We start from the raw sequence: 21,147 nt of genomic DNA on the forward strand, positions 1-21,147 counted from the left end.
TCAAAGGTTATTTGAATAACCTGAAAATATCATTTCCGTTAGCAAATAGCAGTAATGCTATTAATAAGATAAATCCTGTGATTTGCGCGTATTCTAGGAACTTATCACCTGGTTTTTTACCCGTAATCATTTCCCATAAGGTAAATACAACGTGACCACCATCTAACGCAGGAATTGGTAATAAATTCATAAAACCTAACATGATTGATAAGAATGCTGTAATGTTCCAGAATGTTTCCCAGCTAAATTCAGAAGGAAATATACTTCCGATAGAAATAAATCCTCCTAAACCTTTGTAAGCACCTGTACTCGGATTTAAAATCTTTTTCATTTGCTTAATATAGTTAGTTAGGGTTGTCCAAGCTTTGTTTGCTCCTGCAGGAATAGCTTCTCCAAAAGAATAACTTCTTTCAGCTAAGGTGTAATATCCTAACTTTTCTAAATCTGGTAAAGATAAAATAGCAATAACAACACCTAATTTTCCTTCTTCAGTAACTTTTACAGGAAGGCTCACATTTTGGTTATCTCTTTTAACGGTAATAGTTACATCTTGACCTTTATTTTTATCTAGTTCAACTTGAGCTTGATCAAAATAGGTTATTGGTGTTCCATTAATAGAAGTTATAATATCTGTCTTTTGTAATCCACTTTTGTTATTTGGAGAATCTTCAGGAACTTGTCCTATTACAAAAGGTGTTCTATAGCTTAGAAAAGCACCAGCATCTTTACCTCTATCTACTAACTTTGAGATAAAATCGGTAGGAATTTCTTTTTCAAGAACAGTTCCGTTTCTTTCTATTGTGTAATTAGTACCATTTATGAACTCTAAAGGAAGCTCTCCGAACTTCTCAATTTTTTGTCCGTCAATAGTTAAGATTTTATCTCCTGTTTCTAAACCTAAATCTTTTCCTAATTGATCTTGAACCCAAACACCATCTTTTAAGCTTTCGTTTGGCAAGTATTTCTCACCATAAGCCCACATCAAACAGATGTATATTAAAATACCTAAAATGAAGTTTACAAAAACGCCACCTAACATAATAATTAAACGTTGCCATGCTGGTTTAGAACGAAACTCCCATGGTTGTGCAGGTTTTTGCATTTGCTCGGTATCCATACTTTCGTCAATCATACCAGCAATTTTTACATAACCTCCTAACGGAATCCAACCAATACCATATACTGTATCACCGATTTTCTTTTTAAATAAAGAGAATTTGTAATCGAAAAATAAATAGAATTTTTCTACACGGGTTTTAAATAATTTAGCTGGAATAAAGTGCCCTAATTCGTGTAAAACAATCAAGAGCGATAAGCTTAAAATAAATTGAGATGCTTTTATTAATATTTCCATAAAAGGTGTTGTCTATTTTTTAAATCTGACAAATGTACGTTTTTCAGTACAGTTCTAAAAGTTTGTAATAGACTTGCGCTTTTGTTTTAACAAACTTTTTAGGGTTGCTGCATTAAAGCCCGTGTTTTTAGTCGTATTTTTGTAGAAAATTTTAGTACTGTGGATATTAAATTCTTCAAAAAATCGAAAAGCACCCTAATTTTTATACTTGTTTTTAGTGCAATTGTTGTTCCTGTATTTTATCATTTAGTAAAAGTTGATACTAAATTACCTATTTACAATCCTGCAGACATCAATCCAAAATTAGTTGATGTTTCCGTAAGAAATAGAACGAAGAATCATAAAGTAGGAGAATTTACTTTGATTAATCAAAATGGTGATACGATTACCAATGCCGATTATAAAGATAAAATATACATAGCTGATTTCTTTTTTACCCGTTGTCAAACCATTTGTATTGCAATGGCGTATAACATGAGCGAATTGCAAGAGCATTACAAAAATGATGATGATATTATGTTTTTATCGCATTCTGTAACTCCAGTTATGGATAGTGTACCACAATTACGAAAATATGCCGATGAAAAAGGTGTGATTGATGGAAAATGGAATGTAACCACAGGTGAAAAAAAGCATATTTACAACTTAGCACGTAAGCATTATTTTGCTGTGTTAGATGAAGGTGATGGAGGAGAAAGTGATTGGGTTCACACTGAAAACTTTGTGTTGATAGATAAAGAAGGGCGTATTAGAGGTTCGTATGACGGAACCAAAAAAGAAAACATGAAAAAAATAATCGATGATATTACGTTGCTAAAAGAAGAGTACAAATAGGAGATTATAAAAAACTCATAAGTAAAAAGACCTTGATGTTAAGCTTAACATCAAGGTCTTTTAGTTTATGGTGGAATTTAGTTTTTACTTTTTATTACCGTCTTCATCAAAATTCTTGTTAATTTCTTGTTCTGTTTTAACTACAGATACAGCTAACGATAATAACATAATAGCCATTGGTTGCAATGTTAATTCTTTTGATAAGTAAGCTAAAACTAAAGCTGCAACTAACGAAATTGCTGAATATTTCATAAACTCTTTGGTAAAAAACGTGTTAGCGAATTGCCAAATAGTATCGTTTTTCATGGTTTTATTAGTACGGTAACCGTAAATCGCATTGATTTTCTTTGGTGGAAAAAAGTGAAAAATAATACTGAATAAAAAAAGCACTCCGTTTATAGAAAGTACATAATAAATAGGGTTCATGTTTTAATGTTTAATAGAATTTACAATTCCTTTTAACAAGGAGTTTACATCTGCATTTTTGGTAAGTCCGGTACGAACTACCACCAAATCTTGATCAGGCAAAATAAATACATTTTGACCTTTATAGCCGTTAAAAGAATACATATTTTTAGGAGCATCAGGAAATTTTCCGCCAGCGTTTAACCAAATTTGAGCTCCGTAAGAACCATCAGAGGTTGGTGTAGGTTTTGTAGCATAATCAACCCAATCTTTATCAAAAAGGTGCTCACCATTCCACTCACCGTTGTGTAGGTATAACAATCCAAACTTAGCCCAGTCTCTTGTAGTAGCCCAAGCATAAGATGAACCTACATAATGATTACTCATATCGGTTTCAACTATCATAGAATTCATGCCAATTTTATCAATTAAAGCACTATACCAAAAATCAAGATATTCTTGTTGTGTGTTGAATTTTGTTCGTAAAATACCAGAGAGTAAATTGGTAGTTCCAGAAGAATAATTCCAAGTCTCGTTGGGTTTACCTACCAAAGGTTTGTTAATTTGAACTTTAGTCATGTCTTTTTCTAAAAATAACATTTTAGTAACATCAGAAATGGTATTGTAATCTTCTTCCCATTCTAGGCCAGAATTCATTTGTAATAAATTGTGAATGGTAATTTTTTTGCGTTCGTCATTTTCCCATTCTGGAAATAAATTGCTTTGTTGAATATCAATTTTTCCTTGACATTTTAAAATACCGAACAAAGTACCTGTAATACTTTTGGTCATAGACCAACCTAATTGCTTCGATTCTTTGGTAAAGCCAGTATCGTATTTTTCAGCAATAATTTTGTCTTTGTATGCTACAATAACTGAACGAGTTTGATTTCTATCATTAAAAATAGTATCAATAGTTTCGTTAAGTTTTTTATAGTCAATATTAGAAAAAATAGTGTCTTTATGATCTGCGTTTCCGTAGGGAAATGGAGTGTTGTTATCAGGTGTTGAGCGTTTTGGTATAGGTTGTGGTTTTGTGATGTCAAAATCATTCGTAATCAAAACAGCTCCTAGTCCTTCTCTGTAAACAGCTTTTCTTTTTAGTAACCCGTATACTGAACCCGTTGCCGATTTTTCTTCAATATTAATTTCGTCAGAAGTTACATTGATAGGTGAAAAGTTATTGTCGTTAGCATCGGTAAACTCTAAACTTCTTCCAGCAAGAAAAACCGATGAAGCAGTGTTTTTGGCAGAGTATCCTGCAAGGATATTTAGCTTTGGATAGTTGTAATAAATAGCGATACCCAAGGCTATTACAATGAGTAAAAGGATTCTTTTAAAACTTTTCATAAAACGTGGTTTTAAGCAAATGTAAGAATTTAATTGTTTGATGATTGTATTTGAAAAGCAAGCCCTACCTTTGTGCTAAATTTGATATTTTACATGTTTAGTATAGATAAAATTCGAGCTGATTTTCCTATTTTAAATAGAGAAGTACACGGAAAAAAATTAGTGTATTTAGATAACGGAGCAACTTCGCAAACTCCGCAGGTGGTAATTGACGCTATTGTTGATTATTATTCTAATTACAATGCCAATATCCATAGAGGAGTACATACGTTAAGCCAAGAAGCAACTGATAAATATGAAGAAGCAAGAATTAAAGTCCAAAAACACTTTAATGCGAAGCATTCGTATGAAATCATATTAACTTCAGGAACCACTCACGGAATTAACATTGTAGCGTCTGGTTTTTCGGCGATTTTACAAGAAGGTGATGAGGTACTAGTTTCGGCTTTAGAGCATCATTCTAATATTGTGCCTTGGCAAATGTTATGTGAGAAAACAGGAGCTATTTTAAAGGTAATACCAATGAATGAAGATGGTTCGTTACGAATGGATTTATATCATGAATTGTTAAACCCAAAAACTAAATTAGTTTTTTGTAATCATGTTTCAAATGCTTTGGGAACTATCAATCCAATAAAAGAAATTATTCATGCAGCGCATAAGTTTGGCGCGTATGTATTGATTGATGGTGCGCAAGCGGTTCCGCATATAAAAACAGATGTACAAGCGTTAGATGCCGATTTTTATGTGGCTTCAGCTCATAAAATGTGCGGGCCAACAGGTGTTGGAATGTTATATGGTAAAGAAGAATTGTTACAATTATTACCTCCATATCAAGGAGGTGGAGAAATGATTGAAACCGTAACTTTTGAAAAGACTACGTATGCAGGATTACCACATAAGTTTGAAGCAGGAACTCCTAATATTTGTGGAGGAATTGCTTTTGGAGTAGCTATTGATTATATGAATTCGATTGGTTTTGATGCTATTCAACAACAAGAAAATGAATTGTTAGCATACGCAACCCAAGAGTTAGAAAGAATAGACGGATTAAAAATCTATGGAACAACGAACAAAACATCGGTGATCTCTTTTAATTTAGAAGGTATTCATCCGTATGATGTTGGAGCAATTTTAGATAAATTGGGTGTAGCAGTTCGTACAGGACACCATTGTGCACAACCTATCATGGAGTTTTACTGTATTCCTGGTACGGTAAGAGCATCGTTTGCTTTTTACAACACTAAAGAGGAAGTAGATCTGCTAGTTAGTGCAGTTAAGAAAGCGCAGATGATGTTAAGTTAAAAGATTATAATAATTTAAAAAAAGCCTCCAATGGAGGCTTTTTTTGTTTGTAATTATATTTTGATTTTAGTCTCTTGACATAAATATCTGCAAAACATACCAGAACAATAACATTAGAGAAGCAAATAAACCTAATGCCGCAGGAATGTAGTCATCTGTAGAAAATTTATGAACTAAGTTAGAAGTTTGATATAAAATAGATCCAGCTGCCAATACACACATTCCAACTGAAAACCATAACCCTAAGTTAAATCCAAATAAAGTTCCAGCAATAATTAATCCGATAGCGATAAAAAAACCAACTGATAATCCAGCTCTGATAAAAGAAAAATCCTTTTTAGTAATAAATACGATGGAAGATATTCCAACAAATAAAGCAAGTGTTACAATTCCTGCCTGTTTTATAATATCAAAGTTGTTGGTATACGAAATGGCAATATAAATTAGAGGGATAAAAATAAAAGCTTGGGCAAAAACATATCCTGAATAGGCTAGGTACTGTAAGTTTTTATCCGAAGTTTTTAAAGCGGTACTTTCAGCGTAACTGGTTACCAACATAAAACCACCAAGTAACAATAACCACTTGTAACCTTGGGTCATTGATAAGGCGAATTCGACAATAGTGGCACTTTGTAAGAATAAATATTCAAACAAAACGAATAACAATACACCACCCGCAACATGTGTGTAAGTTTTTTTATAAAAAGTGATTCTGTCAGCTTCTGAAACTTGTGCAACAAGCACTTTTGGCTCAAATGAGTTTTTCATAATTATTTTTTTAAACTAAATGTAAATATATGTTTTTTAGATGATTTTAAATTTGTGTGTTTGTGTTATTGAAAACATATATTAAAAGCTTGAAAATTATCTTATTGATGATTGAATTTGTTTAAAATTGACGTTTTTTTATTGTTTTTGTTAAATTTTAACATTTATATATTGTTAAGAAATGGAGGGTCTCAAGTGATTAAACCTAAGAAATTAACTTTTTTTTAACTTTTTTTTAGCATTGAAAAAAAATTATATATTGCATATCGTTAAAAAACCCTTCAAATAATTATCAAAGTGATAGGTATTTAACAATTTGATTGAGGATACCTTCTCTTTTGAGTTTTTTAACAAGTTTATTGCCTTACAGGCAGTTTTTAAATAACTAATTTTTTAATTTTTCACAACATGAAAAGAATTTTTTTAACACTAGCTGTAGCTGCATCTGTTTTAGTAGGATGTCAGGAAAACTCAAAAGACGAAGCTCCGTTAGAACAAGAAGCAATCGACATGAGCGATTTCTATGTAGTAACTGATGAAGTTTCTCACAAAGGAGGAAGTGAGCAATGTCACTCAATGCGAGTTTTAAACAGGCAAGTGAAAGAAAACCCAGGATTATACAAGAAAATGTATGATATTGAGTATGCTACAAGAAAGTTAACAACGGCTAAAGGTAAACCAGGAGGTGGTTCAGGTAGCAGTGATGTAGATGTATTGCCTATCGAAGACGGATTAGGAACTATTAACATTCCAGTATACGTACACGTTGTTTTACCAAACGCAAGTAGTGTTACAAACGCTCAAATTCAAGCACAAATGAACGTGTTGAATGATGATTTTAGTAGTCCAAACACAAACCAACTTCCTTCAGGGGCTTCGGATTTTATCAACGATGCAACAAATACAGGAATCCAATTTACATTAGCAGGTACTTTTAGACATGACGACCCTAAGTCTTCTTGGGGAACAAACGATGCTGTAAAAGCTGCTTATCCTCCAATTACTCCTTCAACTCACTTAAACATTTGGGTGTGTGAAATAGGTGGAGGTATCTTAGGATATGCTCAATTTCCGGGAGGTAGCTCTGCTACTGATGGAGTAGTGTTATTAGCAGGAACTTTACCAGGAGGGTCTTCTGCTCCATATAATATGGGTAGAACTGCAACCCATGAAGTTGGTCATTACTTAAATTTACGTCACATTTGGGGAGACGGAAGATGTCGTCAAGACGATTTCGTAGCTGATACTCCATCTTCTGATGCCTCAAACTACGGATGTCCAACGTATCCAGATGTTAGCTGTAAATCTGCTGATATGACTATGAACTATATGGATTATACAAATGATGCTTGTATGTACATGTTCACTGATGGTCAGCGTAACAGAATGAGAGCTTTATTTGCTTCAGGTGGTGCAAGAGCTTCTATGTTAAACTAGAAAAAACCAAAGTCTTTTAAAAAGACGTTCTCAATAATTATTTTTAATTATTATAAAGCCAAGAGGTATTAAGCTCTTGGCTTTTTTTATATTTTTAACAACTCAAATAAAACGTACACATTGAAAAAAATAAAATTCCCAACACCGCATACCATTTTATTATTAATAGCAGGGTTTGTTGCTATTTTAACGTGGTTTATACCCGCAGGTAAATTCGATACTTTACAGTATCAAGAAGCTGATAATTCTTTTGTTTATAAACATTTAGAAGAAGAAAAAACAATGCCTGTGAATCAAGAAACTTTGGAGAGTTTAGGAATTAAAATTCCGTTAGAAAAATTCACGAGTGGAGATATTGCAAAACCGATTAGTGTACCAGGAACCTATACCCAACTAGACCCAAAACCTCAAGGGTTTTTAGACTTTTTTAAATCCCCTATAAAAGGAATTATTCAATCTTCGGATATTATCCTGTTTGTATTAATTTTAGGAGGAATCATTGGTATTATGAACTTTACAGGAGCTTTTGATGCAGGTATTGCATGGTTAGCAAAAACATTGAAAGGGAAAGAATATTGGTTGATTTTTGTGGTAACTACTTTAATTGCTGTTGGAGGAACTACCTTTGGGTTAGCAGAAGAAACCATTGCTTTCTATCCGATTCTAATTCCGATTTTTTTAGCAGCAAAATACGACGCTATTGTGGCTTTAGCCTGCGTGTATATTGGATCATCCATTGGTACGATGTGCTCAACGGTAAACCCGTTTAGTGTAATTATCGCTTCAGATGCTGCTGGAATTAACTGGACGACTGGTTTTACAGGAAGATTATTAATGTTGATTGGAGGAATAATCATCTGTGTGATTTATATTCTGCGATATGCCAACAAAGTTCAAAAAGACCCAACAAAATCGATTATTTACGATCAAAAAGAAATGATAGAAGGTCTTTTTGGAAGCTCAACATCAAATACACATACGTTAACAGGAAGATTGCGCATTATATTAACTGTTTTTGCCATGTGTTTTGTGATTATGATTTACGGAGTTTCTCGTTTAGGATGGTGGTTTGAAGAAATGACAGTCGTGTTTTTAATAGGGGCAATTTTAATTGGTTTCTTAGCCAAAATGAAAGAAGAAAACTTTGTAACTACGTTTATTAAAGGAGCAAACGATTTATTAGGAGTTGCTTTTATTATTGGTATCGCCAGAGGTGTTTCAGTATTGATGGAACAAGGGTTGATTAGCGATACAATTTTACAACATGCAAGTGAGTTTACTACAGGAATGTCTAAAGGAATTTTCACAAATGTGATGCTGTTTATTTATTCAGGATTGTCGTTTTTTATTCCTAGTTCTTCAGGAATGGCGGTGTTGACGATGCCAATTATGTCGCCTTTGGCAGATACAGTAGGTGTAGGTAGAGAAGTGATTGTAAATGCTTATCAATATGGAATGGGGCTGTTTGCTTTTATCAATCCAACAGGATTGATTTTAGCATCGTTGGCAATAGTAAAAGTAGGATACGATAAATGGTTAAAATTTGTAATTCCGTTAGTAATTATTTTAACAGTTTTTACCATGATAGCTTTAACTATTCAAGTGTATTTATAACCAATGAAACGAATTTGTACTTTTCTTTTTTTTAGTGTTTTCTTCGGATGTACACCTGTTAAAAAATCAACAAATATGAATACAAAAACTGTCATAGCACATCGAGGAGCCTCAGGATATTTACCTGAACATACTATGGAAGCCAAAGCGATGGCGTATGCGATGAATCCTGATTATATTGAGCAGGATTTGGTATTGAGTAAAGATGATGCTCCTATTGTGATTCATGATATTGAATTGGATGATGTTACTGACGTTGCTCTAAAATTTCCTGAAAAAAAACGTGAAGATGGGCGATTTTATGTCATCGATTTTACTTTTGATGAATTACAGAAATTAAACGTTACAGAACGTTTCAATCCGAAGACGGGAGAGCAAGTGTATCCGAATCGATTTCCGAAGGGAATGGGGAGTTTTAAATTACATTCTTTACAACAAGAAATAGAATTGATTCAGGGATTGAATGCTTCCACAGGAAAAAATATCGGAATTTATCCAGAAATTAAAAATCCAGCATTTCATCATCAAAACGGAAAAGATATTGCTAAAATTACCTTGGATATCCTTTCTGAGTACGGTTACAAAACCAAGGAAGATAAGTGTATGTTTCAGTGTTTTGATGCTAAGGAGCTAGAACGTGTTCGAAAAGAATTACAATCAGATTTATTTTTAGTGCAATTAATTGAGTTTCCTGAAGAAACCAAACAACTTCAATATTTCACAACTTATGCAGACGGATTAGGGCCTTGGTACAAGCAAATTTTAGATAAAAAAGTAGGAGAGAAGTGGCAGTTTACAACGCTAGTTGAAGACGCTCACAAACTCGGATTACAAGTACATCCGTATACGTTTAGAGCTGATCAATTAGAAGAGTTTTCTTCTTTTGAAGAAATGATGCAAGTGCTCTTTTTTGAAGCAAATATTGATGGTGCTTTTACCGATTTTCCTGATAAAATGGTTCAGTATTTAGCTAAACAGTAACTTCTAATAATTTTTTACGGTACACCGAAAGTAGTTTTGATTTAGAAATAAAACCAACATAGACCCCGTCTTTTACCACAGGCAAATTCCACGCGCCACTTTCTTTAAATTTCTCCATTACTTTTTCGGTAGTATCGGTGTAGAAAATTATAGCTGGGGCAATTTTCATAATATCTCTCACTTTGGTGGCTTCGTATAATTCTTGATTAAACATCATAGGACGAATATCATCTAACAAAACAATTCCTATAAACTTTTCATTATCATCAATTACCGGGAAAATATTTCGTTTCGATTTTGCTACAGCTTGTTTTAGCATATCACCAAGACTCATTTCAGGATGAATTTTTACAAAGTTTTTTTCAATAACTTGACTCATTCTCATCATCATCATCACATTTTTGTCTTTGTTATGCGTAAATAACTCTCCGCGTTCTGCTAATTCAATTGTATAAATAGAGTTTGATACAAAATATTTAGTAATAGCAAACGAAACGGCTGCAACCAACATTAGCGGAACAAATAAATCATAACCTCCTGTAATTTCAGCAATTAAGAAAATTGCAGTTAAGGGTGCATGTAACACACCTGCCATTAAACCTGTCATACCAATTAAGGTAAAATTGGTTTCAGAAACATTAAACCCAAATTGATTGATGACTTTTGCAACAGCATTTCCTAAAGTACTTCCCATTACCAATGTAGGGATGAAGATTCCTCCAACTCCACCAGCAGCAAAGGTGGTGGTCATAGCAATTGCTTTAAATATTCCGATAAGTAACAAAAAAACAATGACCATCCATACATTTTCAAAATCGATATTGTAATGAATACTTTTTAATGCTTCTGGTGCATTTTCAGAGAGTAAGTTGTTGATAATTCCGTATCCTTCACCATATAGTGGAGGGATTAAAAAAAGCATCAACCCGATAGCAATTCCACCAAAAACCAACCGTTTAAAAGGTGTGTACTGTTTGAAAAAATTCGTTATTCTGAAATATATTTTTGAAAAATAGACTGATGAAAATCCTGTGAAAATAGCTAGAACTAAGTAAAACATCAGGTCGTTAATTTCAAAAGCTTGCTGAAGTTTTACGCTAAACAATACGTCTTTTCCTAAAAAGAAATAAGAAGTTATCACAGCCGAAACGGACGCTAGTAACAACGGAACTAAAGATGCAAAAGCAATATCTAAACTAAAAATTTCTACGGCAAAAATAATGGCTGCAATAGGAGCTTTAAACATAGATGACATAGCCCCAGCAGTCGCACAACCAATTAATAACATTCGGGTTCTCATATTCATATGAAATAGCTGTGCTACTCCAGAACCCAACGCTGCTCCAGTACTTACAGCAGGTCCTTGTAATCCTGCAGACCCTCCAAAACCAACTGTGATTGGTGCAGTAATAAGTGACGCATACATTTTGTAACGCTCTATAATTCCGTTTTTCTTGGAAATTGATTGTAACGTGGTAGAAATACCATGACCAATGTCTTTTTTGATTAGATATTTTTTAATGTAATACACTAAAAATAATCCGATGATAGGAAAGATAAAGTATAGTGAATGATGGTATTCTTCAATAAGACCATCTTCTAAAATATTATGGAAAAAGAAAGTGAGGTTCTTTAAGGTTAGCGTACCTAAACCCGCTAAAAAACCTACTAAAACACTCAATATATAGATAAATTGACGTTCAGAAATATGTTTATACCTCCAAACAAGTATTTTCTTGTAAATTTCTTTTGATGATAGCATTGTGCTTTAGAGCCTTAGTTGATATATGAAAATTTAGTTATGAATAATTAAAGATACTACCATCTTTTTAATTTAGGAATAATTTTATTACACAATTAAGCGAACACCACCTAGCTCTTCTACTTTATAAGGAAACTTTTCACTAGGAGCTCCTATAAACATAAAATTAATTGGAATGTTCCATTTTTCAGATAATTCTTTGATTAATTCTGGAGTGAATTTTCCTTCAACTACTTGAAAATCGACTTTAATTTCTGGGTATTCTTTGTCTAAAAATGTAATTTCACTTGGTAGATTTTCAGGAATAGTTTGCCCTTTTTCCAATGCTAATACAATTTTTATTTTTTTAGTATGTTCGTTTCTAATTATGTATAACATAACCTTGTTAAGAGTAGCAATGTTGTCTCCCTTGGTAAAAAAGACAAATTCTTGAGAGTTTATTTTGTCTACGGTTTGGGTAATTTTTTTATCTACGTTAAAAACTAACCTTCTTAGCGGATTAAAGATAGCATAGATTATTCGTAGTACTAGCTTTAACAAAACCGTACGGTTTAACATGATGATGACAAAAATAATTGTAGGAACAAAATAATCTAAGAAGACTATAGTGTTACTAGGTAAATCGTCTTTAGGATCCATTAAAATATTACCAGCTAGAGCAGAAGACACGGCTATAATTGCTAATATAACGGATGCCCAGGTAGCTTTTTCTGGTCTAGGTAATTGATTCCTTCTTATTTTTAAAAGAATGTTTCCTATGGCAAATAAAGCCATTACCGATAAAAAAGAAATGGTGTATACACCAGCAAGTAAACCTACATTTCCATTGGTTATGAGCAATACAGAAACTGCCAGAATAAAGAATAAAATAATGATTCGGTATGAGCTTCCTCTTTTATTTTTCTTTAAAAAGAATTGAGGCATAATGCGATCTAAGGTCATACGCTCTAAGAGCCCTGTTACCCCGACAAAACTAGTTAAAACAGCACCACTCAACACCAAGAAAGCATCAACAGCAATAATAGCAGCTACCCATTCTCCTCCAACAAAATCGCCCATTTGAACTAATAAAGTGTTTTGGTAATCTGCACTTTGTAATACGGGAATAGCAAATAATGATAAAGCAAAAACGGCCATTAAAGGGTTGATAATACTCACGATTATCCACATATTTTTTAATGTTTTTGGAAAGACACCTTTTTGCTGTTCTTCAACAAAATTTGCAGAACTTTCAAAACCAGAAACCCCTAACATTGAAGCTGCAAAACCAAAAAAGATAGCATACCAAATACTATTTTCCGATTGATATCCCCAGTTTTTAAAAAGAATATCGATACCGTTTTGAGATAAATAAAAGATGATAAAAAAGGTTAGTACAACTAACGATACTAAATGAAACAAAAAAATACCAACCGCTACTTTAGCCGATTCAGTAATACCACCAATGGTTAATAGTGCGAAAAATAATAAAAGCCCAACAGTTGCTATAATAATTGGCATAGAAGGAATTAGGTGATGTAAGTAATGAATAGCTTCATTGGCAGAAATTACAGCAGTAGCCATATAAGAAAGTATGGTTAAGGTTGCAGCAAAAGAAGCCATCATTTTACTTGTTGTATTCAATAAAGCATTGTAAGCACCTCCATTTAGTGGCATTGCACCAACAACTTCACCATAAATTTTCCGAAATAAGAATAGTACAACCGATACGATTAAAAGTGTTATCCATGCATATTGACCGGCAAAGGCTATTGCTAAGGCAGAAACATATAAAACAGAAGAGCTGATGTCATTACCACAAATGGCAGTTGATTCTAATTCATTTAGCTTTTTAGAAACGTTGTGTTTCATAATATTATTGATTAGTTTTTTTGAGATTTAGTCTTTTTCAAGAAGTGTAACGATTTGTACATTAAAGGTAATAAAAAACCCTGCATAATTTGCAGGGTTCTTATTTTTAAGCTTTTACATCTAGTTTGATGCTTAGTTCTTGTAATTGTTCATCGTCTATAGTTGCAGGTGCATCGATCATTACATCACGACCTGAATTGTTTTTAGGGAAGGCAATAAAATCACGAATAGTTTCTTGTCCTCCTAAAATAGCTACCAAACGATCTAATCCGAAAGCTAACCCTCCGTGAGGTGGTGCTCCGTATTCGAAAGCATCCATTAAGAATCCGAACTGTGCTTTTGCTTCTTCTTCAGTAAATCCTAAGTGTTTAAACATGATTGCCTGAGTTTCTTTATCGTGAATTCTGATTGAACCACCACCAATTTCATTTCCGTTTAACACTAAATCATAAGCATTTGCTTTTACTGCTCCTGGGTCAGTGTCTAATAATGCTAACTGACCTGGTTTAGGAGAGGTAAATGGGTGGTGCATTGCGTGGTAGTGCCCTGTTTCTTCATCTAACTCTAATAATGGGAAGTCGATTACCCATAACGGAGCAAATTCATCAGGTTTACGTAAACCTAAACGTTCTGCCATTTCCATACGTAAAGCACTTAATTGTGCACGAACTTTGTTAGTATTTCCTGAAAGAACACAAATTAAATCTCCTGCTTTAGCTCCAGTAGCTTCAGCCCATTTTGCTAAATCTTCTTGGTCGTAGAATTTATCTACCGATGATTTAAAGCTTCCATCTTCGTTACATTTTACATATACCATTCCTAAAGCTCCTACTTGCGGACGCTTAACCCAATCGATTAATTTATCAATTTCTTTACGAGTGTATGCGTTTCCTCCTGGCACAGCAATTCCTACTACTAACTCAGCATCGTTAAAAACTTTGAAGTCTTTGTGTTGTGCTACTTCGTTTAACTCGCCAAATTCCATTCCGAAGCGAATATCTGGTTTATCATTTCCGTACTTACGCATTGCTTCATCAAAAGTAATTCTTGGGAATTTGTCTACTTCAACTCCGTTGATTTCTTTCAATAAATGACGTGTCATTCCTTCAAAAATCTCTAAAATATCTTCTTGCTCAACAAACGCCATTTCACAGTCTATCTGTGTAAATTCTGGTTGACGGTCGGCACGTAAATCTTCATCTCTAAAACACTTAACAATCTGGAAGTATTTATCCATACCACCTACCATTAATAACTGTTTAAAGGTTTGTGGTGATTGAGGTAGCGCGTAAAACTGACCAACATTCATACGTGAAGGCACTAAGAAATCACGCGCTCCTTCTGGAGTAGATTTGATTAAATATGGAGTTTCAACATCAATAAATCCTTTGTCAGATAAATATTTTCGAACTTCCATCGATACTTTATGACGGAAAATTAAGCTGTTTTTAACTGGGTTACGACGGATGTCTAAATAACGATATTTCATACGAATATCTTCACCACCATCCGTTTCATCTTCAATAGTAAAAGGTGGCAATTTAGCTTCGTTTAAAATTTCTAAGTTCGATACTAAAACTTCTACATCACCTGTTGGGATATTAGCATTTTTAGATTGACGCTCAATTACGGTACCAGTTACTTGCACAACAAACTCACGCCCTAAAGTTTTAGCCTTCTCCATTAAATCTTTAGAAGTACGTTCTTCGTCGAAAATTAACTGTGTAATTCCGTAACGATCACGTAAATCTACCCAAATCATAAAACCTTTATCACGTGATTTTTGTACCCATCCAGAAAGGGTAACTTCAGTATTGATGTGCGATGCTCTTAACTCACCACAAGTATGCGTTCTGTACATTTTTAAAAATTTTATTCTCGCATAGCGAGATTTCCTACAAATTGTCATTCCGAACTTGTTTCGGAAACTAGAAATTTTAGCTGTGCAAATTTAACTATAAATGTTAGTTTGTAAAAAATTACTACGAGTTAGTTTTTATGAGTTTAAATCTTTTGTTTTGTAGTGTAAAACCTTTTTAAAATGACACTAGATACATTTAAACAAACGATACAAAAAACACCGAAAAAAGTTGAGTTTTCTGATACTATTTCAGTGATTGAAAACGTATACAATTTTACGCCAACTGCTTTTAAAAATGGCGATTTATACAATGAAGCTGAAAAAAATCAAGGTTCATGTAAAGTGTTTTCGTTTGCGATACAACAGGGGTTCAGTAAAGAAGAAACCTTGGCTTGTTTTGGACAGTATTATTTTGAAGATGTTTTAAAAAATCCTGAAGGAACAGACCATCAAAACATTAGAAATTTTATAAAAACTGGTTTTGAAGGATTGTTTTTTGATGGAGAAGCGCTAACAAAACGTTAAGTATTGTTAGAGAGTTAGTCTGTTTCTTCTATTTCAAAATAAGTACTCCAAAAAAACATTAAACATCTAAGGTTGCTCTTTAATAAAGTAACTAGGGCTTTATTATTTATTGATTTTTTCGTAAATTATGGGGTAATTTGATGATTATGAAGAATTCAGCTATGTTTTTGGTGTTGTTTACCACTGCTTTCTTATTTGTACTAACAGGTTTGATTTTTGCTAAAATAGGTTTTAGTTGGATGTTTGTACTTACGGTTATCGGTCAGTTACTGGTAGTATTAATGGTTTACAAAGTATTACGAGACCATTATACGACCAACAAAACTTTTGAAGATTTTTATGAAGATTTTCCTATAGGCAGAGAGTAAAACTAACGCCACAGGTTAATATATAACTACAAATCATTTTTGTTTTACAGAAATGACACTAAAAAGAATTTGTTTTTAATTTCTGAAAATATTTTGCAGCTTCTCTTTTTACTTTTGGCGCTAGAATTAGTGTTGAGAGCACAGTAGGAATTGCCATTAAGGCATAGGCACTGTCAATTAGATTGATTACAAAGTCTAATTTTATGATAGAAGCAATTACAATAGTGATGATGTAAATGTAATTGTATGATTTTCCAACCTTGGTATTGGTTAAAAAGCTTAAACAACTAAATCCGTAAAAAGAGTAGGTGAAGAGTGTTGAAAAAGCAAAAATCAATACACAAATGGTTAAAATTACACTACCTATGTTGTGAGGAAGTACCGCATCGAATGCAGCTAAGGTCATCGAAATTCCGTTACCATCAAAATCTTTCCAAACACCCGAAGCTAAAATAGCCAAGGCAGTTAAAGAACAAACTAACAAGGTGTCAATAGCTGGCCCTAGCATAGCAACTAATCCTTCACGAATAGGTTCTTTGGTTTTTGCTGTTCCGTGCATCATAGGTGCAGTTCCTAAACCAGCTTCGTTAGAAAAAGCAGCACGTTTTACTCCCGTAATTATTAAAACTCCTAAAGCACCACCAAGAACAGATTTTCCTGAAAAAGCATCTTCAAAAATTAAAGAAAAAATAGCAGGAACTTGTTCCATTCTTAAAAATAGGATTGTTAATACTGTAACAAGATATACGACAACCATTATAGGGACTAATTTTCCTGCGACACTACCAATTCGTTTAATTCCCCCAAAAATTACCATGGCAACAATAATGGCAATAGAAATACCTAATAATAATTTAGCGGTAAAATGATTGGTTTCATGTACTTGAAAAACATCAATCAATGTTTGTGTTAACTGGTTTGCTTGAAAAGCAGGTAGCGTTCCTATCAATCCAGCAGAAGCAAAAAACACAGCTAAAGGCTTCCATTTTTTTCCTAATCCCTCTGTAATAACATACATCGGACCGCCTTTTACATTTCCGTTTTCATCTTTTCCTCGATACATTACTGATAAACTACAAGTAAAAAACTTGGTTGCCATACCTACAAAAGCACTTACCCACATCCAAAAAATAGCACCAGGACCACCAGTTGCAATAGCAATGGCAACACCACTAATATTCCCCATTCCAACGGTAGCAGCAATAGCAGAAGATAAAGCTTCGTAGTGCGATAAATCACCAGGAGAATCAGCTTTGTCGTACTTTCCTCTTAAAATAGCAATGGCATGTCCCATATATCTAAAAGGAACCAACCCTGAATAAATAAATAGGTATAAACCACCACCAATTAATAAAATTAATAAGGGAATTCCCCATACCCAAGAAGAAAATTGTGCAACTAAGTCTTGAATGTTTAAAAACATGAAATAGGATTTTTACGAAAGTACTAAAAAGTGATAGTAAAAAAAGAACGATAGCTGTGAATTAACAACTATCGTTCTTTTGTGAGTTTTTATTTACAAACAATTCCTCTTTTTCCTAAGAACTCAATATCTCTTAAAAAGCCTTCTTGAATAGTTTCTGCTTGAAAAATAAAGGTTTTATCATGGAGCCTATTATTTTCAAAAAACGTTACCTGAAAACGGTTGTCTAAATCGAATAATTCAGGTTGCATTAGTTCAAACTTTTGGTAACTATTTGCAGGAAGTTTGTCTATTTTTCTACGGAAAACAGAAGTGGTTTTAGTATCTGAGAATCCTTGAGAAACAATGACTACCATTTCTAGGTCAACATCTTTTTTGTTTAGAATGTATACATTCCAATCCTCTTTACCGTCAACTTCATTAGTTTCTAAAACTACTGCGATTTCAACGCCAGTAACCTTTGGAATTTCAATATCTTTTTTCATTTTGAAACTATTGTTTTAAATCGTTGTTAGTTTTTTTAATTAAAAAAATAAAATTAATTATTGAGAATATTAGTATAGTAAAATGATTAACTCTTTGATTTTCAAAAGGAATAAATTCAAAGAAAGCATTAAGTCCAAAAACAATTAATCCGATACTTGAGACAAGTAAAATAGGAGTATTCTTTATCAAATTAAAAAAATTAAATTACCGATTTAAATTGTTCTAAGAAACGTTTGTCATTTTCGTAGAACATACGGATATCTGGAATTTGGTATAACAACATTGCAATACGCTCAATACCCATTCCGAAAGCGTAACCGCTATATTTTGTAGGGTCGATATTACAGTTCTTTAATACATTAGGATCTACCATACCGCATCCCATAATTTCTAACCAACCAGTACCTTTGGTAATTCTATAGTCGGTTTCAGTCTCTAGTCCCCAGTAAATATCTACTTCAGCACTTGGCTCAGTAAACGGGAAATATGACGGACGTAAACGTATTTTAGATTTACCAAACATTTCTTTGGTAAAGTATAATAAGGTTTGTTTTAAATCAGCAAAAGAAACATCAGTATCAATGTATAAACCTTCTACTTGGTGGAAAATACAGTGTGCACGTGCAGAAATGTCCTCATTTCTAAATACACGACCTGGAGAAATTGTACGAATTGGAGGTTCGTTGTTTTCCATATAACGTACTTGCACCGATGAGGTGTGTGTTCTTAGCAACGTATCAGTCCCGACGTTTCGGGATTTTTCAATAAAGAAAGTATCCTGCATATCACGTGCTGGGTGATATTCTGGTAAGTTTAACGCAGTAAAGTTATGCCAATCATCTTCAATTTCTGGACCTTCAGAAACGGTAAAGCCAATTCGGTTGAACACTTCAATGATTTGATTTTTTACTAAAGAAATAGGGTGGCGAGAACCTAAATTGATAGGCTCAGACGGACGCGTTAAATCGCCATAAACACCATTATCTTCAACAGCATTTTCAATAGCTTCTTTTAATGCGTTTACCTTATCTTCAGCAGAAGTTTTAAGTAAATTGATGGTTTGACCAAATTCTTTCTTTTGGTCGTTAGGTACATTCTTAAATTCAGCAAATAAATCTTTTAAAATCCCTTTACTTCCTAAATACTTAATTCTAAACGCTTCAATTTCTTCTTTTGAAGTTGTATTAAAAGCATTTACCTCTCCAATCAATTCTTTTACCTTGTCTAACATATATCTGTCCAAAAGTTAAGTGGCAAATTTACGTTTTTTTGTGAAAAAAAAAGGGGTTTTAAGAGTCTTTGCTTATAATACTAGCGAAACAAGGAAATTAACCAGTAAAATGGAAATTAAAAAATTGGAAATTAAGTATATTTGTATAGTAAAAATACAGAACAACTAAATTTATGGAATCTAAAATAAATGCATTTATGGATTACGTTAAAGAACGTAATGCATACGAACCAGAGTTTCTGCAAGCTGTACATGAAGTAGCAGAAACTGTAATTCCGTTTATAGAAAACAATCCAAAGTATCAAGGTAAAAAGTTACTAGAACGCATGGTAGAGCCTGAGCGTACGATTATGTTTAGAGTACCTTGGGTTGATGATAACGGAGAAACTCAAGTAAACAGAGGGTATAGAGTTGAGTTTAACTCAGCTATTGGTCCTTACAAAGGAGGTTTACGTTTTCATCCATCAGTAAACTTATCAATTTTAAAGTTCTTAGGATTTGAACAAGTATTCAAAAACTCATTAACTACCTTACCAATGGGTGGAGGCAAAGGAGGATCTGACTTTAACCCTAAAGGAAAATCTGATCGTGAAGTTATGGCTTTTTGTCAATCTTTTATGACAGAATTAGCGCGTCATATTGGTCCTGATACTGATGTTCCTGCTGGAGATATTGGTGTTGGTGGTCGTGAAATCGGATACATGTTTGGTCAGTACAAACGTTTACGTAACGAATTTACTGGAGTGTTAACTGGTAAAGGAGCTTCTTGGGGAGGTTCATTAATCCGTCCTGAAGCTACAGGTTATGGTGATGTTTACTTTGCAGAAAACATGTTAAAAACAAAAGGAGATTCTTTTGAAGGTAAAACTGTAGTTGTTTCTGGTTCTGGTAACGTAGCACAATATGCCACTGAAAAAGCAACTCAATTAGGAGCTAAAGTTGTTACTTTATCTGATTCATCGGGTTATATCTATGATGAAAATGGTATTGATGCTGAAAAATTAGCTTTTGTACAAGAGTTAAAGAATGTAAAGCGTGGACGTATTAGTGAATATGTAGATCAATATCCATCAGCAAAATTCTTTAAAGGAGAAAGACCTTGGGGAACTAAGTGTGATGTGGCCTTACCATGTGCAACTCAAAATGAGTTAAACGGTGAAGAGGCTACAACTTTAGTTGCTAACGGATGTATTTGTGTGGCTGAAGGAGCAAACATGCCTTCTACTCCAGAAGCTATTGAGGTGTTTCAAAAAGCAAAAATATTATTTGCACCAGGAAAAGCATCTAATGCAGGAGGCGTAGCTACATCTGGATTAGAAATGTCTCAAAACTCTTTACGTTTGTCTTGGACTCGTGAAGAAGTCGATGCTAAATTACATTCAATTATGAACAATATTCACGAAGCTTGTGTAAAGTATGGTACACAAGAAGGTGGGTATGTTGATTATGTTAAGGGAGCAAATGTTGCAGGTTTCGTTAAAGTTGCTGATGCAATGTTAGATCAAGGAGCTGTGTAATAAATACCGCATATAAAAAGTAAAAACCTCATAGACATCTATGAGGTTTTGTTTTTTATTAGGAGAATAAAATAA

The 21,147-nt window shown here is 33.5% G+C and carries 18 protein-coding genes; 8 read left to right on the top strand and 10 right to left on the bottom strand.

Annotated elements, in window-relative coordinates; all coding sequences use genetic code 11:
* Window positions 1-7: 7 nt before the first annotated feature.
* The gene (gene rseP / locus ACR9ES_RS09405) at window positions 8-1,354 is read right to left on the bottom strand and encodes an RIP metalloprotease RseP (protein ID WP_435254027.1); all 1,347 of its coding nucleotides are present in this window, start codon (window positions 1,352-1,354) and stop codon (window positions 8-10) included.
* 159 nt (window positions 1,355-1,513) lie between these two features.
* On the opposite strand from rseP, the gene ACR9ES_RS09410 reads away from it, so the two are divergent.
* Entirely contained in the window at window positions 1,514-2,188 is a 675-nt protein-coding gene (locus tag ACR9ES_RS09410) for an SCO family protein (protein ID WP_435254028.1), read from the top strand.
* Window positions 2,189-2,272: 84 nt separating this feature from the next.
* On the opposite strand, the gene ACR9ES_RS09415 is transcribed toward ACR9ES_RS09410, so the two are convergent.
* On the bottom strand, window positions 2,273-2,614 hold the full coding sequence (locus ACR9ES_RS09415; protein ID WP_435254029.1) for an SdpI family protein: 342 nt from the start codon (window positions 2,612-2,614) through the stop codon (window positions 2,273-2,275).
* Between the two features lie 3 nt (window positions 2,615-2,617).
* The gene (locus tag ACR9ES_RS09420) at window positions 2,618-3,943 is read right to left on the bottom strand and encodes a serine hydrolase domain-containing protein (protein ID WP_435254030.1); all 1,326 of its coding nucleotides are present in this window, start codon (window positions 3,941-3,943) and stop codon (window positions 2,618-2,620) included.
* A gap of 93 nt (window positions 3,944-4,036) precedes the next feature.
* On the opposite strand from ACR9ES_RS09420, the gene ACR9ES_RS09425 reads away from it, so the two are divergent.
* Complete coding sequence (locus ACR9ES_RS09425) at window positions 4,037-5,248, top strand: aminotransferase class V-fold PLP-dependent enzyme (protein ID WP_435254031.1); 1,212 nt, start codon at window positions 4,037-4,039, stop codon at window positions 5,246-5,248.
* A 66-nt stretch (window positions 5,249-5,314) separates the two neighbouring features.
* Here ACR9ES_RS09425 and ACR9ES_RS09430 read toward each other — a convergent pair whose 3' ends face one another.
* On the bottom strand, window positions 5,315-6,016 hold the full coding sequence (locus ACR9ES_RS09430) for a Bax inhibitor-1/YccA family protein (RefSeq protein WP_435254032.1): 702 nt from the start codon (window positions 6,014-6,016) through the stop codon (window positions 5,315-5,317).
* A 408-nt stretch (window positions 6,017-6,424) separates the two neighbouring features.
* On the opposite strand from ACR9ES_RS09430, the gene ACR9ES_RS09435 reads away from it, so the two are divergent.
* The 3 genes from ACR9ES_RS09435 (at window position 6,425) to glpQ (ending at window position 10,048) form a co-directional block, all read left to right on the top strand.
* The gene (locus tag ACR9ES_RS09435) at window positions 6,425-7,453 is read left to right on the top strand and encodes a M43 family zinc metalloprotease (protein ID WP_435254033.1); all 1,029 of its coding nucleotides are present in this window, start codon (window positions 6,425-6,427) and stop codon (window positions 7,451-7,453) included.
* Window positions 7,454-7,573: 120 nt separating this feature from the next.
* Window positions 7,574-9,067, top strand: coding sequence for a YfcC family protein (locus tag ACR9ES_RS09440; protein WP_435254034.1), 1,494 nt, complete (start codon window positions 7,574-7,576; stop codon window positions 9,065-9,067).
* 3 nt (window positions 9,068-9,070) lie between these two features.
* A complete protein-coding gene (gene glpQ / locus ACR9ES_RS09445; RefSeq protein WP_435254035.1) occupies window positions 9,071-10,048 on the top strand; it encodes a glycerophosphodiester phosphodiesterase in 978 nt (325 codons plus the stop codon).
* On the opposite strand, the gene ACR9ES_RS09450 is transcribed toward glpQ, so the two are convergent.
* The 3 genes from ACR9ES_RS09450 to aspS form a co-directional block, all read right to left on the bottom strand.
* The gene (locus tag ACR9ES_RS09450) at window positions 10,038-11,810 is read right to left on the bottom strand and encodes a chloride channel protein (protein ID WP_435254036.1); all 1,773 of its coding nucleotides are present in this window, start codon (window positions 11,808-11,810) and stop codon (window positions 10,038-10,040) included. The two genes, glpQ and ACR9ES_RS09450, sit on opposite strands and share 11 nt — an antisense overlap.
* An 87-nt stretch (window positions 11,811-11,897) precedes the next feature.
* Entirely contained in the window at window positions 11,898-13,661 is a 1,764-nt protein-coding gene (locus ACR9ES_RS09455) for an APC family permease (protein WP_435254037.1), read from the bottom strand.
* Window positions 13,662-13,767: 106 nt separating this feature from the next.
* Window positions 13,768-15,522 (bottom strand): aspartate--tRNA ligase, encoded by a 1,755-nt coding sequence (aspS, locus tag ACR9ES_RS09460; protein WP_435254038.1) that lies wholly within the window; start codon window positions 15,520-15,522, stop codon window positions 13,768-13,770.
* Between the two features lie 180 nt (window positions 15,523-15,702).
* Here aspS and ACR9ES_RS09465 point away from each other — a divergent pair, with 180 nt between their 5' ends.
* A complete protein-coding gene (locus ACR9ES_RS09465) occupies window positions 15,703-16,047 on the top strand; it encodes a HopJ type III effector protein (RefSeq protein ID WP_435254039.1) in 345 nt (114 codons plus the stop codon).
* A gap of 146 nt (window positions 16,048-16,193) precedes the next feature.
* The gene (locus ACR9ES_RS09470) at window positions 16,194-16,415 is read left to right on the top strand and encodes a hypothetical protein (protein WP_435254040.1); all 222 of its coding nucleotides are present in this window, start codon (window positions 16,194-16,196) and stop codon (window positions 16,413-16,415) included.
* A 58-nt stretch (window positions 16,416-16,473) separates the two neighbouring features.
* Here the strand turns inward: ACR9ES_RS09470 and ACR9ES_RS09475 are convergent, their stop codons facing one another.
* The 3 genes from ACR9ES_RS09475 to pheS all read right to left on the bottom strand — a co-directional run bounded on the left by ACR9ES_RS09475 (window position 16,474) and on the right by pheS (window position 19,555).
* The gene (locus ACR9ES_RS09475; protein ID WP_435254041.1) at window positions 16,474-17,838 is read right to left on the bottom strand and encodes an alanine/glycine:cation symporter family protein; all 1,365 of its coding nucleotides are present in this window, start codon (window positions 17,836-17,838) and stop codon (window positions 16,474-16,476) included.
* An 89-nt stretch (window positions 17,839-17,927) separates the two neighbouring features.
* Window positions 17,928-18,323 carry a hypothetical protein gene (locus ACR9ES_RS09480; RefSeq protein WP_435254042.1) on the bottom strand — a complete coding sequence of 132 codons (396 nt, stop codon included), beginning with the start codon at window positions 18,321-18,323 and terminating at the stop codon, window positions 17,928-17,930.
* Window positions 18,324-18,523: 200 nt separating this feature from the next.
* The gene (gene pheS, locus ACR9ES_RS09485) at window positions 18,524-19,555 is read right to left on the bottom strand and encodes a phenylalanine--tRNA ligase subunit alpha (protein ID WP_435254043.1); all 1,032 of its coding nucleotides are present in this window, start codon (window positions 19,553-19,555) and stop codon (window positions 18,524-18,526) included.
* Between the two features lie 173 nt (window positions 19,556-19,728).
* On the opposite strand from pheS, the gene gdhA reads away from it, so the two are divergent.
* Window positions 19,729-21,072: an NADP-specific glutamate dehydrogenase gene (gene gdhA, locus ACR9ES_RS09490; protein WP_435254044.1), complete on the top strand. Its 1,344-nt coding sequence runs from the start codon at window positions 19,729-19,731 to the stop codon at window positions 21,070-21,072.
* Window positions 21,073-21,147 lie beyond the last annotated feature (75 nt).

The sequence above is a fragment of the Tenacibaculum sp. A30 genome, assembly GCF_051200845.1.
Classification (GTDB): domain Bacteria; phylum Bacteroidota; class Bacteroidia; order Flavobacteriales; family Flavobacteriaceae; genus Polaribacter.